18 protein-coding genes are annotated in these 18,851 nt (G+C 33.6%); 5 read left to right on the top strand and 13 right to left on the bottom strand.

What is annotated here, in order from left to right; all coding sequences use genetic code 11:
• Positions 1–162: 162 nt before the first annotated feature.
• Positions 163–1,059, top strand: a complete 897-nt coding sequence (locus AAYQ19_RS02610) for a LamG domain-containing protein (RefSeq protein WP_343533542.1) — start codon at positions 163–165, stop codon at positions 1,057–1,059.
• 77 nt (positions 1,060–1,136) lie between these two features.
• Here the strand turns inward: AAYQ19_RS02610 and AAYQ19_RS02605 are convergent, their stop codons facing one another.
• From AAYQ19_RS02605 to gcvT, 6 genes are all read right to left on the bottom strand, one after another.
• Entirely contained in the window at positions 1,137–1,346 is a 210-nt protein-coding gene (locus AAYQ19_RS02605) for a hypothetical protein (protein WP_343533541.1), read from the bottom strand.
• 131 nt (positions 1,347–1,477) lie between these two features.
• On the bottom strand, positions 1,478–1,870 hold the full coding sequence (locus tag AAYQ19_RS02600) for a hypothetical protein (RefSeq protein ID WP_343533539.1): 393 nt from the start codon (positions 1,868–1,870) through the stop codon (positions 1,478–1,480).
• Between the two features lie 50 nt (positions 1,871–1,920).
• Positions 1,921–2,343, bottom strand: coding sequence for a hypothetical protein (locus AAYQ19_RS02595; RefSeq protein ID WP_343533537.1), 423 nt, complete (start codon positions 2,341–2,343; stop codon positions 1,921–1,923).
• A gap of 278 nt (positions 2,344–2,621) precedes the next feature.
• Positions 2,622–3,335 (bottom strand): YebC/PmpR family DNA-binding transcriptional regulator, encoded by a 714-nt coding sequence (locus AAYQ19_RS02590; protein WP_026729302.1) that lies wholly within the window; start codon positions 3,333–3,335, stop codon positions 2,622–2,624.
• A gap of 249 nt (positions 3,336–3,584) precedes the next feature.
• The gene (locus tag AAYQ19_RS02585) at positions 3,585–5,615 is read right to left on the bottom strand and encodes a S41 family peptidase (protein ID WP_343533527.1); all 2,031 of its coding nucleotides are present in this window, start codon (positions 5,613–5,615) and stop codon (positions 3,585–3,587) included.
• A 237-nt stretch (positions 5,616–5,852) separates the two neighbouring features.
• Positions 5,853–6,935, bottom strand: coding sequence for a glycine cleavage system aminomethyltransferase GcvT (gene gcvT / locus AAYQ19_RS02580; RefSeq protein WP_343533526.1), 1,083 nt, complete (start codon positions 6,933–6,935; stop codon positions 5,853–5,855).
• 326 nt (positions 6,936–7,261) lie between these two features.
• Between gcvT and AAYQ19_RS02575 the strand changes: the two genes are divergently transcribed.
• From AAYQ19_RS02575 to AAYQ19_RS02565, 3 genes are all read left to right on the top strand, one after another.
• The gene (locus tag AAYQ19_RS02575) at positions 7,262–8,110 is read left to right on the top strand and encodes an NAD(P)H-hydrate dehydratase (protein ID WP_343533525.1); all 849 of its coding nucleotides are present in this window, start codon (positions 7,262–7,264) and stop codon (positions 8,108–8,110) included.
• Positions 8,111–8,445: 335 nt separating this feature from the next.
• Positions 8,446–9,228, top strand: coding sequence for a HipA family kinase (locus AAYQ19_RS02570; protein ID WP_343533523.1), 783 nt, complete (start codon positions 8,446–8,448; stop codon positions 9,226–9,228).
• Positions 9,218–9,601, top strand: a complete 384-nt coding sequence (locus AAYQ19_RS02565) for a DUF3037 domain-containing protein (protein WP_343533521.1) — start codon at positions 9,218–9,220, stop codon at positions 9,599–9,601. Before AAYQ19_RS02570 ends, AAYQ19_RS02565 begins: the two co-directional genes overlap by 11 nt.
• 207 nt (positions 9,602–9,808) lie before the next feature.
• Here the strand turns inward: AAYQ19_RS02565 and AAYQ19_RS02560 are convergent, their stop codons facing one another.
• From AAYQ19_RS02560 to AAYQ19_RS02545, 4 genes are all read right to left on the bottom strand, one after another.
• On the bottom strand, positions 9,809–10,318 hold the full coding sequence (locus tag AAYQ19_RS02560; protein ID WP_343533519.1) for a GNAT family N-acetyltransferase: 510 nt from the start codon (positions 10,316–10,318) through the stop codon (positions 9,809–9,811).
• Between the two features lie 184 nt (positions 10,319–10,502).
• Positions 10,503–13,019, bottom strand: a complete 2,517-nt coding sequence (locus AAYQ19_RS02555; protein ID WP_343533517.1) for an FAD-binding oxidoreductase — start codon at positions 13,017–13,019, stop codon at positions 10,503–10,505.
• 18 nt (positions 13,020–13,037) lie between these two features.
• Positions 13,038–13,979, bottom strand: a complete 942-nt coding sequence (locus tag AAYQ19_RS02550) for a class I SAM-dependent methyltransferase (protein WP_343533515.1) — start codon at positions 13,977–13,979, stop codon at positions 13,038–13,040.
• 172 nt (positions 13,980–14,151) lie between these two features.
• A complete protein-coding gene (locus AAYQ19_RS02545) occupies positions 14,152–15,684 on the bottom strand; it encodes a S10 family peptidase (RefSeq protein WP_343533513.1) in 1,533 nt (510 codons plus the stop codon).
• A gap of 192 nt (positions 15,685–15,876) precedes the next feature.
• Here AAYQ19_RS02545 and AAYQ19_RS02540 point away from each other — a divergent pair, with 192 nt between their 5' ends.
• Positions 15,877–16,647 carry a hypothetical protein gene (locus AAYQ19_RS02540; RefSeq protein WP_343533511.1) on the top strand — a complete coding sequence of 257 codons (771 nt, stop codon included), beginning with the start codon at positions 15,877–15,879 and terminating at the stop codon, positions 16,645–16,647.
• A gap of 43 nt (positions 16,648–16,690) precedes the next feature.
• Here AAYQ19_RS02540 and AAYQ19_RS02535 read toward each other — a convergent pair whose 3' ends face one another.
• From AAYQ19_RS02535 to AAYQ19_RS02525, 3 genes are all read right to left on the bottom strand, one after another.
• A complete protein-coding gene (locus AAYQ19_RS02535) occupies positions 16,691–17,077 on the bottom strand; it encodes a hypothetical protein (RefSeq protein ID WP_343533509.1) in 387 nt (128 codons plus the stop codon).
• A 510-nt stretch (positions 17,078–17,587) separates the two neighbouring features.
• Positions 17,588–18,172 carry a Swt1 family HEPN domain-containing protein gene (locus tag AAYQ19_RS02530; RefSeq protein ID WP_343533507.1) on the bottom strand — a complete coding sequence of 195 codons (585 nt, stop codon included), beginning with the start codon at positions 18,170–18,172 and terminating at the stop codon, positions 17,588–17,590.
• Positions 18,169–18,807: a DUF5343 domain-containing protein gene (locus tag AAYQ19_RS02525; RefSeq protein WP_343533505.1), complete on the bottom strand. Its 639-nt coding sequence runs from the start codon at positions 18,805–18,807 to the stop codon at positions 18,169–18,171. The genes AAYQ19_RS02530 and AAYQ19_RS02525 overlap by 4 nt, the downstream gene beginning before the upstream one ends.
• Positions 18,808–18,851 lie beyond the last annotated feature (44 nt).

Raw genomic sequence — 18,851 nt, 5'->3', positions numbered from 1 at the left:
AATGTTTTGCGACTTTGAATTAAATTTATAATTTTAACAAATAAATAAAATTATTTAGCGAACATTAGGAAACGTTTTTGTTTTAAAATGATTCTATTCATAATAAATTAAAAAATTATTTAAGTAAAAAGATATAACCCCAAATCTCCAAAAATCCTAACCATGAAAAAATTATTACTTACGTTAATGTTTGTAACTTTTTTAACTTCTAATGCCCAAAATCCTATTCAGGAATTTACTTTCAACGGAACTTTGAATAGTGCTGATAATTCAATTTCATTATTAGGAACTCCTAATTTTGTTGCAGACAGAATGGGAACAGCTAAAGCAGCACAGCGCATTACGAATAAAGTGTTGCAAGGAATGGTTGGAGAGCTTCCGCAGGATAACAAACCTCGATCAATATCTTTTTGGATAAAATTTAATAATGTTGCTTCTGCGAATTATGTTTTTGGTTATGGTACGCCATCGAATTCTCAATTTTTTGGTTTATTGCAGCAACCTGTTGTTGCTGGAAACTCAGATGTGAGTTTAGTAGGTTGGGGCGACACAAACAATCTTATTGCTTCAGTGCCGCTTCAAAAAGAAGTTTGGTACCAATACAATATTACGTATGATGGGAATAATTCTAAAATATACCGTAATGGTGAATTATTAAAATCAGCAAGCGGAATTTTGCGCGCTACTAAAGGTTATGTTTTGAGATTAGGACAAATTAATACAACTACAACTCTTAATGCTGATATAGATGACCTAAAAATTTATAATGTTGCAATGACTGATGAACAAGTTTTGGAATCATACAACAGCTCAAAACCAGCTGGAAGTGCAAAAGCTGAAACGGTTTCAAATGATAAAAAAGTTGCATCTTCACCAGTAAAAACTCAAAATCCTCCAAAAAACGCAGTTGCAACCTCAAGTGCAGAAGCAAATACAGAAAAAGTAATCGAAGTTTTTTCTCAAGGAAGAAAAATAAATGGTAGTAATGCTTCTAATATTGATGAGTTGCCGGAAGGAACTTACTTGTTGAAGGTGACAAAAAAGGCAGTAAAAAAATAAATGAGATCGTAAAATTTAACGACTTTAAACTTTAAAGAAAACAAAAGCCTTCTGGTTTTTCAGAAGGCTTTTTTGATTTAATTTTTATTTTGTTGTCCTGGAGCATAAGCTTTGGCACTTTTGCTTCCTGACATTTTTTTAGCTTGTCCTGGCGGTACTTTTTTTGCTTTTGGCGCTGGTGCTGGTGCGCTTGTATGTACATGCGTGCTGCAGCTAATTACGCTTAACGCTAAAAACAAAAGCACCAGTGCAACTACTGCTATCTTCGTGTATTTCGATGTTTGCATTTTATTTCGATTTTAAATTTGAGGTGGTGCAAATATAATCGAAATGATATTTTTTGCGTGTATTTAAGTTTAGTTTAAAATGAGTTCAAATAAATATTTCTTTAGTGTTTTATGTGTTAATTATTAGTGGTTTAGTTTTTAATAATGACTTGTTTTTCTATTTGTAAAACCGAATATATAAAACAACTATAGTAATCCCTGTACTCATTAATGTCAAAAATGATAAGATAATCGTTGTTGCATTCATTGAAATTACATATTTGATATCTGCAAAAAGAAAAGCTATTTTGATTTCCTAAAGTTAATAGTTTGTCGATGTTGATTTGGTTTAAATCATGATTTGTGAGCTGACCAGCTTCGAGTAATGAACTCAATAAATTTGATTTTCCGAAAGAAATAACTGCTTTGTGTTGTATTTCGCCATTTCCACAGTAGAAACTAAAACACATTTCCGCATCTGGATTTTCGAGTGGAAATGATTTTTTGCCTAATTGTATATTTTTTAAAATTGAAATTTGGGACATAATTAATTTTATGTTCAGATTCGCATAGTCCGATTTCTGATCTTTTCTTGTTATGTTTTTAAAAGCTTAGGAATATAAATATAACCAAGGATTATCAGTATTACAGAAACCACACTTGCATAATCTACAAAGCCATAATAATTTCGTACTTGCTCGCCATTGCGTTTGATCATTCGTACGGAGTTTGAACCTCCATTATGAAGTTTTCTAAAAACAACTTTATCACCAATCGAAAAGCCATATTCATTGGTGTCGCTATCTCCGCCGTCTTCATATTTACGTCCATTTTTGTCTCGTATGAAATAGGTATAAGTTGTGGCAGAGTTGCCACCGCGTTTGTATGATGAGTAATCATATATTATTCCTTCGCCTAGATTGTTTTCACTATTGTAAATAATGTTTGTTACGATTCTTTGAAGAAATACGAGAAAAAGAAGTAACACAAAACCATGAAATAGTATTTTTCCCTTCATGTAATTTATTGATGAATGATTTTTAATCAAATAAAAAAGTCTTCTATAGTAGAAGACTTGTATTTTTTAGCTAATAACGCTGATCACAATAAATAAGATCACAAGCGCTATTACGGCAAATTTCATGAATTTTGATGATTGCATAAATAAAGAATTTAAATTGGGTTGTTTCTGATAAAAGCAAATATAATTTTTTATTTGATTTTAAAAAGCGAAAGTTTGTTAAAACAAAAAAGCTCTAGAAAAATCCAGAGCTTTTAAAAATATTTTGAAGAAAACTATTCTTCTTTCATCGTATGATAAACGTTCATCACGTCATCATCTTCTTCGATTTTTTCGATTAGTTTTTCAACATCAGCAATTTGAGCTTCAGTCAATTCTTTTGTGATTTGAGGAATACGCTCAAAACCAGAAGATAGGATTTCAAGACCTCTGTTTTCTAATTCTTTTTGCAAAGCACCAAAACTTCCAAAAGGAGCATAGATTAAGATTCCGTCTTCGTCTTCAAAAACTTCCTCAGCACCAAAATCGATTAATTCTAATTCTAATTCTTCAGCATCAAGACCATTGTTTGCAATTCTGAAGTTGCAAGTGTGGTCAAACATAAATTCAACAGAACCTTGAGTTCCCATAGTTCCGTTGCATTTGTTGAAGTAGCTGCGAATGTTTGCAACAGTTCTGTTATTGTTGTCAGAAGCAGTTTCAATCAAGATTGCGATTCCGTGAGGCGCATATCCTTCAAACAAAATCTCTTTATAGTTGGCAGTATCCTTATTACTTGCATTTTTGATCGCGCGCTCGACATTGTCTTTAGGCATGTTAGCCGCTTTCGCGTTTTGTATTACAGCTCTTAATCTAGAATTGGCGTCTGGGTTTGGTCCGCCTTCTTTAACAGCCATAACGATATCTTTACCAATTCTGGTAAATGTTTTGGCCATTGCTGACCAACGTTTCATTTTTCTTCCTTTTCTAAATTCGAACGCTCTTCCCATTTCTAATTTTTAGTTTTGTGTTGCAAAAATACGGTTATTCCTTATTTTTCCAAAAACAAAATTATTCTTTTTTTGGAATAAATTTAACCGCAAAGTTCGCTAAGATCTACGCAAAGAATGCAAGATTTTTGCTAGGTTCGATTTTAGCCACAAAAGTTCGCAAAGCTAGAACTTGATAATTTTCAATTTTTTAAAATGCCAAATTCCCAAAAGAGCGAAGCGATTTCTAAAATCTAAAATCTAAAATCTCTACTTTGAAGCATTAAATTCATTGATAACATTTACGGCTTCATTCAAATACGGATTTGTTTTTAAATTCTCCAGCTGATATTGGTTTGCCGTCTTGTCGTTTGGATAAACTCCAAGCAAAAATTGATTTACAGTCGAATTATAAACATCCAGCGGATTATTTTCATCGTTAAATGTATTGATCTCTTTCCAAAGCGAATTGACCAGCTTTTCCTGTTTGAAAACAGCATCCAAAGTCATTGGAAGTTCTGCTTTCGGAGTATTCACGATTTGATCAATTTTGAGATTGATTTTTTTAATGTCATTAAAATAGTAATTGTCAGCTAGTCTTGCTGTTGAATTTTTAGCTATTTTGTCAATTAAAGCTCTTTTTGTATAAAATCGGTATCTCAAAGAAGATTGGATGCTGTCGTTTTTGATTGCGGTAGGGAAATCACTTTCTTTTTGGTAAACATCTTCATAAAACTCAGGCAAAACAACATCTGGCGCTACGCCAACATATTGATGACTTTTGCCGGTTACGCGATAAAACTTATTAATAGTGATTTTTAAAAAATCGGTGTTTTTTTCCTCGTCAAGCGGAAGAATCGTTTGCATTGTCGCTTTCCCAAGTGTATTGCTGCCAATCAAAAGCGCACGATTGTAATCTTGCATTATCGAGGCGAAAAACTCACTCGCCGATGCAGTGTTGCTGTTGACCAAAACCACAATAGGGCCTTTGTAAATTAGTCCGCGATAAGGGTCATTTATTACAGATTTCTCTTTTTTGTTGTCAATCACAATCGAAAGCGGGCCGTAATCAATAAACATTCCTGCAAGTTTGATGGCTTCTTCCATTGAACCTCCACCGTTATCAACCAAATCAATTACAAGACCTTTTATATCATCTCTCTCGAGTTTTATTACTTCGCGTGCAACATCATCAGCGCAACCTTTTCGGTTATTTTCATCTAAATCAGCATAGAAACTCGGAATTTTGATGTACCCAATTTTGCTGTCTTTCCCAATTATAAAACTATAAACCGAATTATCTTCATCTTTCATGACTTGCTTTTCAATATAAACATCAAAGCTTTTTCCAGAATTTCGTTTCAGTGTAAGCGTAATGCTTTTGTTGGATTCTGATAATATCATGTTTGAAATCAATTCTAATGAAGCGCAAGAAACCTTTAAAGTTTCTTTTTGATTTGATATAGAAATAATTTGGTCTCCTTTTTTGATCATTCCGGTTTGAAATGCAGGGCCATTCGGATCAATTTCGGCTATGATTATTTCATTTTTTTCATTCAGATTTACACTCATTCCAAGGGAAAGATGTTCTTTAGACAACGAAGCAACAAAGCTAGTCTTAGAATCATCGCTGAAATAAGCTGTATGCGGATCAAAATACGTGCAGAAATAGTTGTATAGATTTTCCTCTTGCTTGCTGTTATTTTCTAAAAGCGTACTAATTCTGCAAATTTCATTGGATAAAATCATTTGTTTGGAAACAGCTTCAATTGACTTGAAATTTGCTTTTATAGAGTCCAAATTTTCGCTGGTTTCAGCAATTTCATCTAATATTTGATAGCGGAGTTTTTTTAGCCATACTTTTTCCAGGTCTTCTTTTTTCAGATAAAATGGGAAAGCTTTTTTATAAAACCGAATCGTGTCTTTAGTTGAATAATCAATATTAGTAGTCTGGATTTTTTCTAGAACAGCTTTTGTTCTCAAAAGTCCTGTTTTGTATTTTGAAGTAATGTCCTCCAGAAAACTGCAGTCATTATTCAAAATCAAATCATCGAGATTGGAACGGTATTTTTTAGACATCTCGTCGTATTCGCTTTTAAAAAAGATGTTTCGCGACGGGTCAAGCTCATTGATTAAATTGTCAAAAACAAAAACAGACAAACTATCATCAACCGGTTTTGGCCGAATATGCTCCTTCTGAATCAGCGCATTGATTTTATTCAATATTTGACAAGTATGATCGCTATTTTGACTAAATAGAGAAGTTGAAGCCAGCAGAAATATTATTACTAGGTTTTTCATAGATCTGTAAATCATCGGTTACACTAAAATTACGGTATTTTTTTTAGAAAAGACAGTAATTTCCGAAGAATATCGACAACTAAAAGATTTTATCTATGAACGGCATTAAATCAAAAAAAAGGAAAATAAAAATTAGCAAAAACTTTAAAACGGAATGTTGAAATTGCCGAAACAGCATAAAAAAAATGCATCACAATTTTTAAGATTGTAATGCATTTTTAAAATATTTTGTTGAAATTATTTCTTGTAAAAAGGTAATTTTACCACTTTAGCAGGAACATTATTCTTTCTGATTCTGATAAAAATATCACTGTCAACAGCACTGTTTGCAATTGTTACGTAGCCTAAACCAATTCCTTTATTCATAGAAGGTGACATTGTTCCAGAAGTTACAATTCCGATTACAGCTCCAGAACCATCCACAATTTCGTAATCGTGTCTTGGTACCGCACGTTCCTGCATTTCAAAAGCAACTAATTTTCTGGTAACACCAGCTTCTTTTTGTTTTTTAAGCGCTTCAGAATTAGTGAAATCTTTTGTGAATTTCGTAATCCATCCTAAACCTGCTTCAAGCGGAGAAGTCGTATCGTTAATATCATTTCCATAAAGACAGAATCCCATTTCTAGACGTAAAGTATCACGTGCCGCAAGACCAATTGGTTTAATTCCGAATGAAGCTCCAGCTTCAAAAACTTTATTCCAAATTTGCTCTACCTCATCATTTTTGCAGTAAATTTCAAATCCGCCAGAACCAGTATAACCAGTAGCAGAAATGATTACATGTTCGATTCCCGCAAAATCACCCACTTCAAAATGGTAGTATGTAATCGCAGACAAATCAACAGAAGTCAAAGACTGCATTGCTTCAACCGCTTTTGGACCTTGAATTGCCAAAAGAGAGTAGTCGTCAGAAATATTCTTCATATCAACTCCCAAATCATTGTGAGAAGTAATCCAGTTCCAGTCTTTTTCAATATTAGAAGCATTTACAACTAGCAAATACTGCTCTTCTTTCATTTTATAAATAATCAAATCATCAACGATTCCGCCCTCATTATTTGGAAGGCAAGAATATTGTGCTCTTCCAATTGTCAAAGTCGAAGCATCATTTGAAGTCACTTTCTGAATCAGAGCCAAAGCATTTGGACCCGTTAGCAAAAATTCACCCATATGCGAAACGTCAAAAACGCCCACACCATTACGAACCGTTTCGTGTTCAGCATTAACTCCTTCATATGTAATAGGCATGTTGTAACCTGCAAAAGGCAGCATTTTCGCTCCCAAACCCTCATGTATGTGCGTAAGCGCAGTATTTTTCATTGTGTTGTTTTATAAAATTGTTATGCAAATCTATTCAAAAAATATCGAATTTGAATAGCTTAAATTATAAATTTCGCAATAATTAGAAGCTATTTCCTGCTATCCGCTATATCTTTTTGTTTTTAAAGAAAAAACAAAAAGGATGCCGCTACTATCAGGGCTAGGGCTGACAGTTTCAAAAGAAGATTCGTGATTTCGATTTTTTATGTAATTTTATTATAAAAATTAAGTTTTACGTTTAGCTATGTGCATTTAAACAAGTAAAACGCCTTTATGCGCAAAGTAAAGCTATGATTCTATGTGTTTAAATTAACACCAAGCAAAGAATGAAATCACCGTATTTAATCAATAAAGAAGAAATTCAGAAATTATATAAGCCTATAAATCCTCAAACCCACAAAGGTACACAAGGTCATGCCGTGATTATTGCCGGAAGTTATGGCAAAATAGGAGCAGGAGTTTTGGCTTCAAAATCCTGCCTAAAATCTGGTTGCGGACTCGTAACGACTTTTATACCCAAATGCGGTTATCAAATCCTTCAAATCTCCATTCCCGAAGTAATGACCGTAACCGATGAAAATACCAATTTCATTACTAATATTCATTTGCCTTTAGTTCCGCAAGCAATCGGAATTGGCCCAGGAATAGGAAAGGAGCTTGGCACACAAAAAGCCTTATTTGAATTTCTGCGAATAAACAAAGCACCTTTAGTTTTAGATGCCGATGCTTTAAACATCATTTCAGAAAATCTATCTTGGTTAGAATTAGTTCCCGAAGACACAATCTTGACACCGCATCCAAAAGAATTAGAACGCCTGATTGGAAAATGGAATTCAGAGTCCGAGAAATTTCAAAAAACAATTGCTTTTTCAGAAAAATACAAAGTCATCGTAGTCATGAAAGGCGCACCGACTTTTACCATAAATAGAACTTCAGTTTACCAAAACACAACAGGAAATGCCGCACTAGCAACTGCAGGAAGTGGCGATGTCTTAACTGGAATTCTAACAAGCCTTTTGGCACAAGGCTACGAACCGAAATATGCCTCAAAAATGGGCGTTTACCTCCACGGCTTAACAGCAGATTTAGCTTTGCCAAAAACAGGCTATGAATCCTTTACAGCTTCAACGATAATTAAATATCTTGGAAAAGCTTTTCTTGAATTAGATAATTAGGAAATGTGCCAATTAGGAAATGTGCCAATTAGACAATTAGATAATTACATAATTTTCACATACAGTTTGTCATCCCGAGGAATGACGGATCTCCGCAAGTAGCTCTACAAAGTATAGAGAAATGGTTTTTTGACTATTGTAGATTTTGCAGATACTTATTCAAATTAATCTGCTCAATCTGCGAGAGTAAAAATTAATAATAAAAAATCAGCTGAATCAGCTCAAATCTATTTTAATCCCGATAGCTATCGGGAGCGTGAAACAATTTTACGACGATAAAAAAATCTAAAATCTACCCTCTAAAATCTAAAATCAAAATATCGTAAGTTTGTAATATGAAAAACAACTTCGATCTCAGAACGGTAAACGTTACCCGTTATATAACCCCACTACGCGAAGGCGGTTCCTTGCCAGCCTTAGCAGAAGCCGACGACGATTTTAAATACGTTTTAAAATTTAGAGGTGCAGGACATGGCGTAAAAGCCTTAATCGCCGAATTAGTAGGCGGACAAATCGCAAAAGCTTTAAAATTGCAATTACCAGAATTAGTATTCGCTAATCTAGATGAAACTTTCGGAAGAACCGAAGGCGACGAAGAAATTCAGGATTTATTGCAAGGAAGTCAAGGGTTGAATTTAGCGCTTCACTTTTTATCTGGCGCAATTACATTCGATCCTGTTGTAACTACTGTAGATGCAAAATTAGCCTCACAAATTGTTTGGCTGGACGCTTATATTACCAATGTCGACAGAACTTTCAGAAATACGAATATGTTGATCTGGCATAAAGAATTATGGCTAATAGATCATGGAGCGTGTTTATATTTCCACCATTCATGGCATAATTGGGAACAGCATGCTAAAAGTCCGTTTGCTTTGATAAAAGATCACGTTTTATTGCCTCAAGCTTCAATGCTAAAAGAAGTTGATGCTGAATTTAAAGCGATTTTAACGCCAGAAATTTTAGAAGAAATAGTCAATACAATTCCGCTAGACTGGTTGCAATGGGAAGATGCAGACGAAACTCCAGAAGGATTGCGAAATGTGTATTTGCAGTTTTTAAAGACAAGATTAGAGAATTCAGAAATTTTTGTAAATCAGGCTCAAAATGCAAGATGATCACTTATATGAATATGCTGTGATTCGTGTTGTGCCAAGGGTAGAGCGCGAAGAATTCCTGAATATCGGAATCATTTTGTTTTGCAAAAAAGCCAAATTTATAAAGGTTCTTTTTCATCTTAATAAAGAAAAAATACAAGCCCTTTCTGCGGATTTCGACATTGAACAATTGGAATGCAATTTAACGTCATTAGAAAAAATCGCTAAAGGTGCCAAAGACGGCGGGCCAATCGCTGAATTTGAAATTCCGGAACGTTTTCGCTGGTTGACTGCTATTAGAAGTTCGGCAATTCAAACTTCACGACCTCATCCTGGTTTGTGTCAAGATTTGGAGAAAACAATTAATCGTTTGTTTGAAGAACTTGTTCTTTAAAAAAGGTTCAAAGGTTCAAAGGTTCAAAGGGACAAAGGGACAAAGGAACAGAGTGACAAAGTAACAAAGGTTTTGTCTTAAAAATAATCTCGCAAAGTTGCGAAGTCGCAAAGAAATATATAAACTTTGCGTCTCTGCGCCTTTGCGGGATTAGAAAAAAATCTTCGCGAACCTTGCGTAAACCTTTGCGTTCTTTGCGGTTAAACTTTACGCAATACTTTTCTCCAAATAAATAAACTCCAAAGGTTTTTCAGAAACTGTAACATGAATTTCACTTTCTGGAAAAGCTTCACGCTCACCTGTATCTACATAACCGTGACGCTTGTACCAAGCAATAAGCTCCTCACGAACTGAAATCACCGTCATAATAATACTTGAAATACACAAAGTTTTAGCATGGTTTTCGGCAGCAGCCAAAAGCTTTTTCCCAATGCCACCGTTTTGAAGTTCAGGTGAAACGGTGAGCATTCCTAAATACAATTGATGTCCTTTTTCAACTAATAAAACCGAACCGATAATTTTACCATCTTCTGTAAATTTCAGAATCGTATTTTTTGGATCCACGAAAATTTCGGTCATTTCCTGTTCGTCGGTTCTTTTTCCTTCTAGTAAATGCGCTTCGGTTGTCCAGCCTTTTTTAGAGGTTTCGCCTCTGTATGCTGAATTTATTAAAGTTACTAACGCCGGAATATCTTCGAGTAATGCTTTTGTAATCATGTTATTTATAAAGTATTTTCAATTGCCTCCAGCTTCAGATGGAGAAACAAAATTACATTAGAAAATGGCTTTAGCCTAATCTTTTAAGTTTTTTGGCTAAAGCCGAATTATATTATAAAACAAAAAAACTCCAGCTAAAGCTGAAGGCTATTGAAATTCTAATAATTGTAATGAATTTTTAGATTTAATAATCATAAACATGTTCAATTGTAATGTTTTGACTTTTGGCATTCTTAATAAAAGGCAATAATTTCTCCACCGGCATGAGGTAGATGTTTCTTTTTAAAGTTTCGTCTGTCACAATTTTAGATTCGTATAATACATCTATACCGGGTTCATTTGTTTTTTGCGCACTGTTCAATATTGCTGAAACTGCAATTTCATCGTTTCCTGAAATTTCATAAATTTTTACATCCTGATTCGAGAGTTTAAACATTTCTTTGGTGAAAATTTCCCATCGCGTTACAGCAATAATCATTTTGTCTCCGTCTCTTTTAATGATTTTAAGGTTCGAATTTTCTTTTACAGCATCAGAATTTGAAATGACCAAATAAATAGAATTTGAAGGTGTTTCATATGCCGATTGCGCCGCCCATTGAATGAGTTGCGAGTAAAATCCTTTAAACGAAAATTCTAAGGTAAACAAAAGCGTTCTTTCCCATTTTCTCAAAATGCTGCAATCAGAATTGCTGGAGGCGCTCCAAACTTTTTTGATCCAAGGCGTGAACTTAAATTCATACCAAGCAGTTTGATAAATAAAGTCGCTGTAAGCTCTTTGGGCTTCAATGATTATTTCTTCTTCTTTGGACTTTTTTTCTTCGGCAAATAAAGAAAATAAACGTCCTATAGTATTTTCATACAAGATTTTTGCGCCATATTCCATGGTCATGCTAACGCCAATGACTTGAAGCATGGTTTTGTATTCGCCGTTTTCAGGATATGCTTTTGAAGTCAGTTTTAAAGAACGGTCATATAGTTTCCAGTATTCATCAATAGATTTATAAAAAGGAAAATCAGATGGGTTTTTGCCGCTTTCGAGATAATCAGCATATTCTTTTGGATTGTAAACCAAATACCATTCTGGAACAGTTAGAATAGTTTGTTCTTCGGCTCTGAAATAATCTTTTATCTTTTTCTTTTCCGCAGAAAGTTCACTTTTCGCGTACGGATTGTATTTGTCCAATAGCTTATTTGTAAAGCGCTGATTCGGGTCTAGTTTATTTTTTAGTGCAAAATACTTCTCGCTGTTTGGATATCCTTTTTTGAATTGCTCAATCGTAGCGTGTGGCTGATACGGAAGATACCAAGTTCCGTTTTCACTCAAAATAGCATCAGTCATTTCAAGTGTCCATTTTTTTACTTGATCTTTTGCTTTCTGATCTGTATTTTGTTTGAAATAAATTACAAAGGCAAAAACCTCTTTATTTGCCCACGAAAGATAACTTTCATGATCTGGCAAAGCGTGTCTCAGCGAAACATTGATCACATTTACATTGTTGTTTTGGAAAACAGCGCTCATTTTTGGGATAAATGATTTTATGTTTTCCACCGGAATAAAATATTCCTGAAGCACATAAGTTTCTTTCTCACGTGACGATGGCTCTAATTCTTTTACGTCATAACTCGCTTCTTTATTTCGCCATCTTATAATATTTGGAAGATAATATAGCGGATCAATTGTATATTCTCGAATCCATTTTCTGGTATTTCCCCAAGAAACAGCTCCAGTTACTCTTGATTCCAGCCAATAATTTTCATCTTCAGAAACCAAACGCTCTTCGTCTGTTACTGGTTTTGCTGTCTTTTCCCAAGAAATACTCATGATTTTGTCGTATTTCGGCGGGTATAGATTTCCGTTTTGAAAAACCACTTTTTTATTGTCACGAATGTTTTTATCAAAATAAGCTTTATAGTCTTCAACAGGCATAACTTGATGAAATCTTTCGACCTTTTCGTTGTCAACTAATTGCAACTTTGCTTCGGCAATTACACCAATTCCGCCGTACCCGCCAATTGCAGCGTCAAAAACATCTTGATTTTGATTTCTGTTGGCAATAATTACATCACCATTTGCAGTGATAATTTTTAATTCTAAAACCGATGAAATTATTGGGCCGTAACCCACATATCTTCCATGACAGTTTACAGAAATCGCGCCTCCAACCGTGAAATTAGAGTACGTCTGCATTATTTTGATTGATAAATTCAAAGGATCAATCACTTTTTGAATGTCTCTCCAACGAATTCCCGCCTGAACCGTAATCTGTTTTTTAGTGGTGTCAATGTGAACAATTTTATTGAAAGAGCGCATATCAATATGCAGACTGTTTTCAAAAGCAGTTTGACCGCCCATGCTGTATTTTCCTCCGCCAATAGAAATAGGTCCCGTTGTGTTTTTTATAGCATAAATGATTTCGTTTACCGTTTTTGGCTTGATAATTTTATTGACCTGAATCGGATTTATCTGCGTTACATCGTTTAGGGTTTTGTTTTCTAATGTTTTGTCAAAAGCCGAATCTCCTGAAAACTGAATCAATAAAAAGATATAAATGGCAAACGCAATGCAACTATAAAACGGAATCGATAAAATCTTTTTTCCATTAATAAACCGAATAGCCTTTTTGAGTAAAGCGTAAATAAATTTTAATGTTTTGACGAAAAAAGTCACAAGAATTCGCAACAAACGGAATATCTTTTTCATACCGAGAAAGTATAATATTTAGATTTTGGTGAATAGCATTAACGCATTTTTGGTTGGATCTCCTTTTTGATACAAGGTTTTTTTCTCAAATTTGAATCCGATGTTTTCAATAAATGCAATGATGAAAGCTAAGGAATAAAAGTTTCGAACCTCTTTGGCATTATATTCCCAAGTTTCATTTACGCCCAAATTAAAAACATCGTGCGCGAGCGCCACCAACACTTTTTGATCTTCGGTATCACAATTGTGGTCTCTCAAAATCATTTTTCCACCAACTCTCAATGTATCTCGGATAGAAGAAATATATTGTGTTCGTAATTCGATTGGGCAATGATGAAAACCAATGTAAATGGTAACCAAATCTAAACTCTTTTTAGGAACATGTTCAGCAAATTTGGTGTTGTAATTCGCAAACGGAATGTATTCGGCACCCACTGCAATTTGGCCTCTGTCGACCATTTCAGAAAAAGAATATTTAGGTTTTCTTCCATCGGCATAATATCTTTTTCCTTTGATGGAAACTTTCTCTTCCAAATAATCCAAATATCTTCCCGAAGAACCAATTTCCAAATAACCATCATACGAACTGCCTTCGCCCAACAAAGAAACAGTCTCGATTGACATTTCGTTTTTTTGATGCATCAAAGCCGGAAGCTGATAACGAAAAGTGGACAACATAGGCGTAATGTCGTCTAGTTGTGATTGTGTTGCAAGATAAATTTCTTTATCGGTATTTTTTGCAATCGTATTTTTAGCAATTAATTCATGGAATTCGTTTTCAGGATATAAATTGAAAACATTTTTTAAAAACAAAAAGAACTGATTTTTCAGCTTTGCATTGGTATAAATATGCTTGAAGTTGTTTCGGACCTCTAAAGTTAAATTTAATATCGTATTTGGGAACACTTGTGCCGAAGCGACAAATAACATTGCTGTTTTAATAAAATTCCGTCTTTTCATAATAAAATTTGTACTATCAAACATAGTGATTCTGCTTACAAAAAACTAATTTGATTTTGATTCATTTGAATTGCCTCCTTTTGCCTAAAACCAAATTATTATACAAAACAAAAACCTCCAGCTAAAGCTGGAGGCAATTGATTTTATATCTGTTATAAACAAGAAATCAGATTTAGTATTTTGCAGGTTCGCCCGCTTTAGGCAATGATTGCTTTATGAATGTTCTGATATCTTCATTTGCAGTTTCTAAGTCGGCTTTTCTTAAATACATCATGTGACCGCTTCTGTAGCCTTTCCAAGACATTCTGTCGTTTAATCTTCCACTTGGATCCATTTGCCATAAATCATATTTTGCATTAAAATAATCGCAAGCACCATCATAATATCCTGATTGCACCATTACATGCAAATACGGATTTTGCGCCATGGCTTGTCTCAGGTTTTCGCCTGTTTTATCATTTGATCTGTCCCAAGGATGAACGGGGCCAAACATATTGTATTTAAAATCGGTTTTGTAGTTAAGATTATTACGCAGATACATATTGATAGAAGGTGTAAACGAATGCAACCAAGAAGTAAGTTCAGCATTAAAATCAACACTTTCTCCGGCATCTTTTTTGTCAATTCCTTTGTATCGCGAATCAAGTCTTCCAACGGTATAGCCTTGATCTCTCAATAATTCTTTCCAGAAATAATCATTAGGGACATCTAAATTGTTTTGTGAAATAACTTTTTCTGAAATACCAGAATAACGAGCCATTTTAGTCACAATTTGTTTTCTTTTTTGTTCGTCCAAAGATCCACCTTTGCTCAGCGCAGGAAGAAGTTCGTTTATGGTGAAATCTTCAACCTCTGGCAACATAGCAGTTAAATCTTTATTTTGAAGATCCGGACTTAGCATTTTATGATACCATGCAGTAGCCGCGAAATAAGGCAATTTAAGAGCCGCATTAGAAACAACACCACGAGTAATTCCTAAATCAGTAGGAGAAACTAAAATGACTCCATTAAGATACATCCATTGATTGTTTTGTAATTGAAGCGCCAATCCCGAAACACGAGTTGTTCCGTAGCTTTCTCCAATCAAGTATTTAGGAGAAGCCCAACGGTTAGTTCTCGTTACAAAACCATTGATCCAATCGGCTAGGTATTTAATATCGGCATTTACACCGAAGAATTTTGCAGGAGGGATTTCTTTGTTTGTAGGTCTTGAGTAAGCGGTATTTACAGGATTTACAAAAACGATATCAGCAATATCTAAAATCGAATATGGGTTTTCTTTTATTCCGTAAGGTTGCAAAGGATATCCTTCTTCATCAATATTTAATAAGCTTGGCCCTGTATAAGCAATCTCCATCCAAACGGAAGCAGAACCAGGACCGCCATTAAAAGAAATCACTAATGGACGAGAATCACGATCCTTCACATCAGAACGCTCATAATACGTATAAAATAATCCAGCAATAGCTTTTCCGTCTTCATCCCAAACCGGCATAGTGCCTGCTGTTGCTTTATACGAAACTTTTTGACCTTTTATTGTCGTGGTGTGATTGGTTACAACTTGAGAATCTGGATTGAAAGTAAGGTTAGAAGGGGAGTTTTCTTCTTTTGCAGGAGGTGTTTTTGGTTTTGAATCTGGTTTTGATTCTTGCGCGTAAGCACTTAAAAATCCAACTAAAAGAAATGAAAGTAATGTCTTTTTCATAAAATTAGGCGTGTTATTATTTTTTATGTTCTGAATTTGGGGAATAGTATTTAAAGTTTTTAAAGATATAAAAAAATAAGAAAAGATGAATTTTTAGTATTGTATTGCGGATTAAGATTTGTTTTTCTGAAGAAAATGACATTATCTAAAGAAATTTAGTGAAATTTGTATAGAACCGAAAATCAAGAAAGTATGAGCAGAATACATTTATTTGAGTTTGAAGATCAACAATGGCTTCCAGAGTTTATTAGAAATTACATGACTGACTTTTTGCAGTTTCTTTCGAATAAAACCGCCATGTACAAAGGCATAGTTCCTGTAATCGAAAAAGGTTTAAAAGAAAGCCAAACCAATCAAATTATTGATCTTGCGTCGGGTGGAGGTGGCGGATTAATTTGGCTGAACACCGAATTGAGAAAAAACAATCCCGATTTAAAAATTCTGCTCACGGATTATTTCCCAAATATTCCCGCATTCGAACATACACAAAAACAAGCCGACAATTTCGATTTTGTAAAAACACCAGTTGATGCCAGAAATGTTCCCGAAAACCTAAACGGACTTCGAACGCAATTTTTGTCTTTTCATCATTTCAAACCGAAAGATGCACAACAGATTCTGCAAAATGCAATTGACACCAATAGTTCGATTGCGATTTTTGAAGGACAGGAGAGAAGTGTTCCAAGTATTGTAGCGATGATCCTTTCGCCGATTTCTGTTTTGCTGACAACGCCTTTTATCAGACCTTTTAAAATAGGCAGAATCATTTTTACGTACCTGATTCCAATTATACCTATTTTGGTTTTGTGGGATGGCGTAGTTTCGTCATTAAGAACCTATTCTGTTGATGAAATGAATGAATTGATTTCTAAGTTAGATAACAAAGAAAGTTTTAATTGGGAAGTTGAAAAAGTAAAATCTGGACCTGCTAAAATTTTGTATTTGTTGGGGACTAAAAAGTAAAGATTTTTTTCCTTGTATGGCGCTAGAGCTAGTAGAGGGCTATTTACTTGCGGTCTTTATATAATTTGTAAAAAACTTCATAAGTGTTCATGATAAAATCTTTATGAGCATTGTAGCTATTTTGATTAGAAAAATCAGAAATTAATGTTTGTGTTTTGTATGGATGAATAATTGATCCGGGAATTCTATTATATATGTTATTCCCTTCCTCTATCAAAGTTTCAGATAAAGTTTTTTCCTTTGAAATAAAAATATAAAAATAAAAGGAGTTTACAGTAACAGCTCTAATTATGAAATTTTCATTTTTAATTCCTATGTCTACAGTACCACATCTCATAGATGTAGGATATACTTTTATGCCATCCCTTGTAATCCAAGGAATAATTATATCTAATAATATAATTACATTTCCCCCAAGTTTCATTGCCATCAAGAATGAAATGTTTAAAATTTTCAAAAAAGTTATCTTTACTATTTATTGTTCTCGAAGAATTATAAATGATTTTTAATAAATTTCTTAGAAGTAAATCGTAATCATATTCAAAAGTAAACTGTTTCTTTTCTTCATGAAAGTTTTTAAAATATTTATCGTAAAGTGAGCAAAAATAATAATCGAGTTTTGAAAGTTTTTCATTATTACATTTTGAACAAACGTCGGAAATTACAAGTTCTGATGTGACAAATTTGTCTTGACTGCCAATATATCTAAATGTTAGGTTTGGCATTCTTGTAATTAGACATTTAGGCCAAATATGTTCCTTTGTAAGTTTAGTTTTTTGATCACAATATGCGCATTTTTTCATTGGAAAAAAGTTAAGTAAATTATAAATAATTGTTATAACGATGTTCCATTCTTGCTTCTTTCAAAATATAAACTTGGCTATTTTTTTCCATTGAGGTAAGGGATTCTCGCATCAACTAAGAATTTGTCAGTATTGTTTTATCCAACTTGATTTTGCCAATCTCTAATATACATGCCAATTCTTTCAATGTCTTGATTTACAAGTTCTCCACTATGCATAATTACATTTCTCGATCGCTCAATAGTTCGAATTATTTGGTCTGCCCATTCAATAGATTGGATATGTGGCTCGAAATGAATCCAATTTTCAGGATTACGTATAATCGAAAGTAAATCACCAAATTCAGTGTAATTTATTATGGTATCTCCTCTTGGGGTATGCCATCTAATTTTACTTTCTTCTAATCTTCTACTTTCTGCTTTAGTTCTTATTTTTTCAGATACGCATTTTATCCACCAATCTTCACCATTTGTTTCTAAAAGTTTTTTAGAAACAAAATCTCTCACACTGTTTTCAAAAGCGCAAATTGCAATATAAACAATAGACATTTTTTTTGCTGTAAAAACTAGTTCTTCGTCTAAATCTTCAATCCCTAATGACTTATATAAATTTGGAAAATCCGTTTCGCTAAATTTTACTTTTTTTATTCTATCTGTTTTGTCTAATGCTTCTTCAGTTAGAAGACCACGAAAAACGAAAGAATATAAATTTTCAGAACTCATAATAAATGTTCTTTTAAGCTTTTAAAAATCGCATCATAAACCGTTATATCCCTAGTTTCTGGAAGATGTATTTGAATATTGTAATGCATCTCAGTAGTTATCTGTTTGTTTATATATTCATTCGTTAATGTGTTACTATCGTTTTTTGAATAATTTTCAGAGTAATTTGCATTAATATCCTCATTTCTGACAGGTAAATCTTTAGTCTGACTTGAAAAATCTGCAAGTCTACACAAAGATGTAAATGTATTTGCCATCCAACCAAGTACATCATCAGATTTAGAACCTTGAGTTAAAGTTTTTAGTTTGTTTTTAACTTCACTACTGCTCATTTCATTAGCTTTAATATTAACAGCAAATAAATCAGAGTATCCATCTCGAATAGCTTCAGCCAATACTTGTTTTGATTGCGAACGATCCAAAAATCTAAAATAACGGTCTTGTGGAATACCGTTAGAATCAATAAACTTTAAAGCTTTTAATACGCCTACAAATAATCTATCAGTTGTAGTTTTAAATTCTAATTGCTCTAAAAATTTTATTGTGAATTTTGAAGGTGCTTGAGCGCTTAAAATAGCTTGAAAGTATGCATCAACTTTTTTAGTTGTTATAAGGTATGAATCTGGTAAAGCCATATTATTTTTTTAAAAATTACTAGTAAATGTTTTTGAAGATTTCG

It is taken from the genome of Flavobacterium mesophilum (assembly GCF_039581405.1).
GTDB lineage: Bacteria > Bacteroidota > Bacteroidia > Flavobacteriales > Flavobacteriaceae > Flavobacterium.
This window is presented reverse-complemented; position numbering and strand designations above follow the sequence as displayed.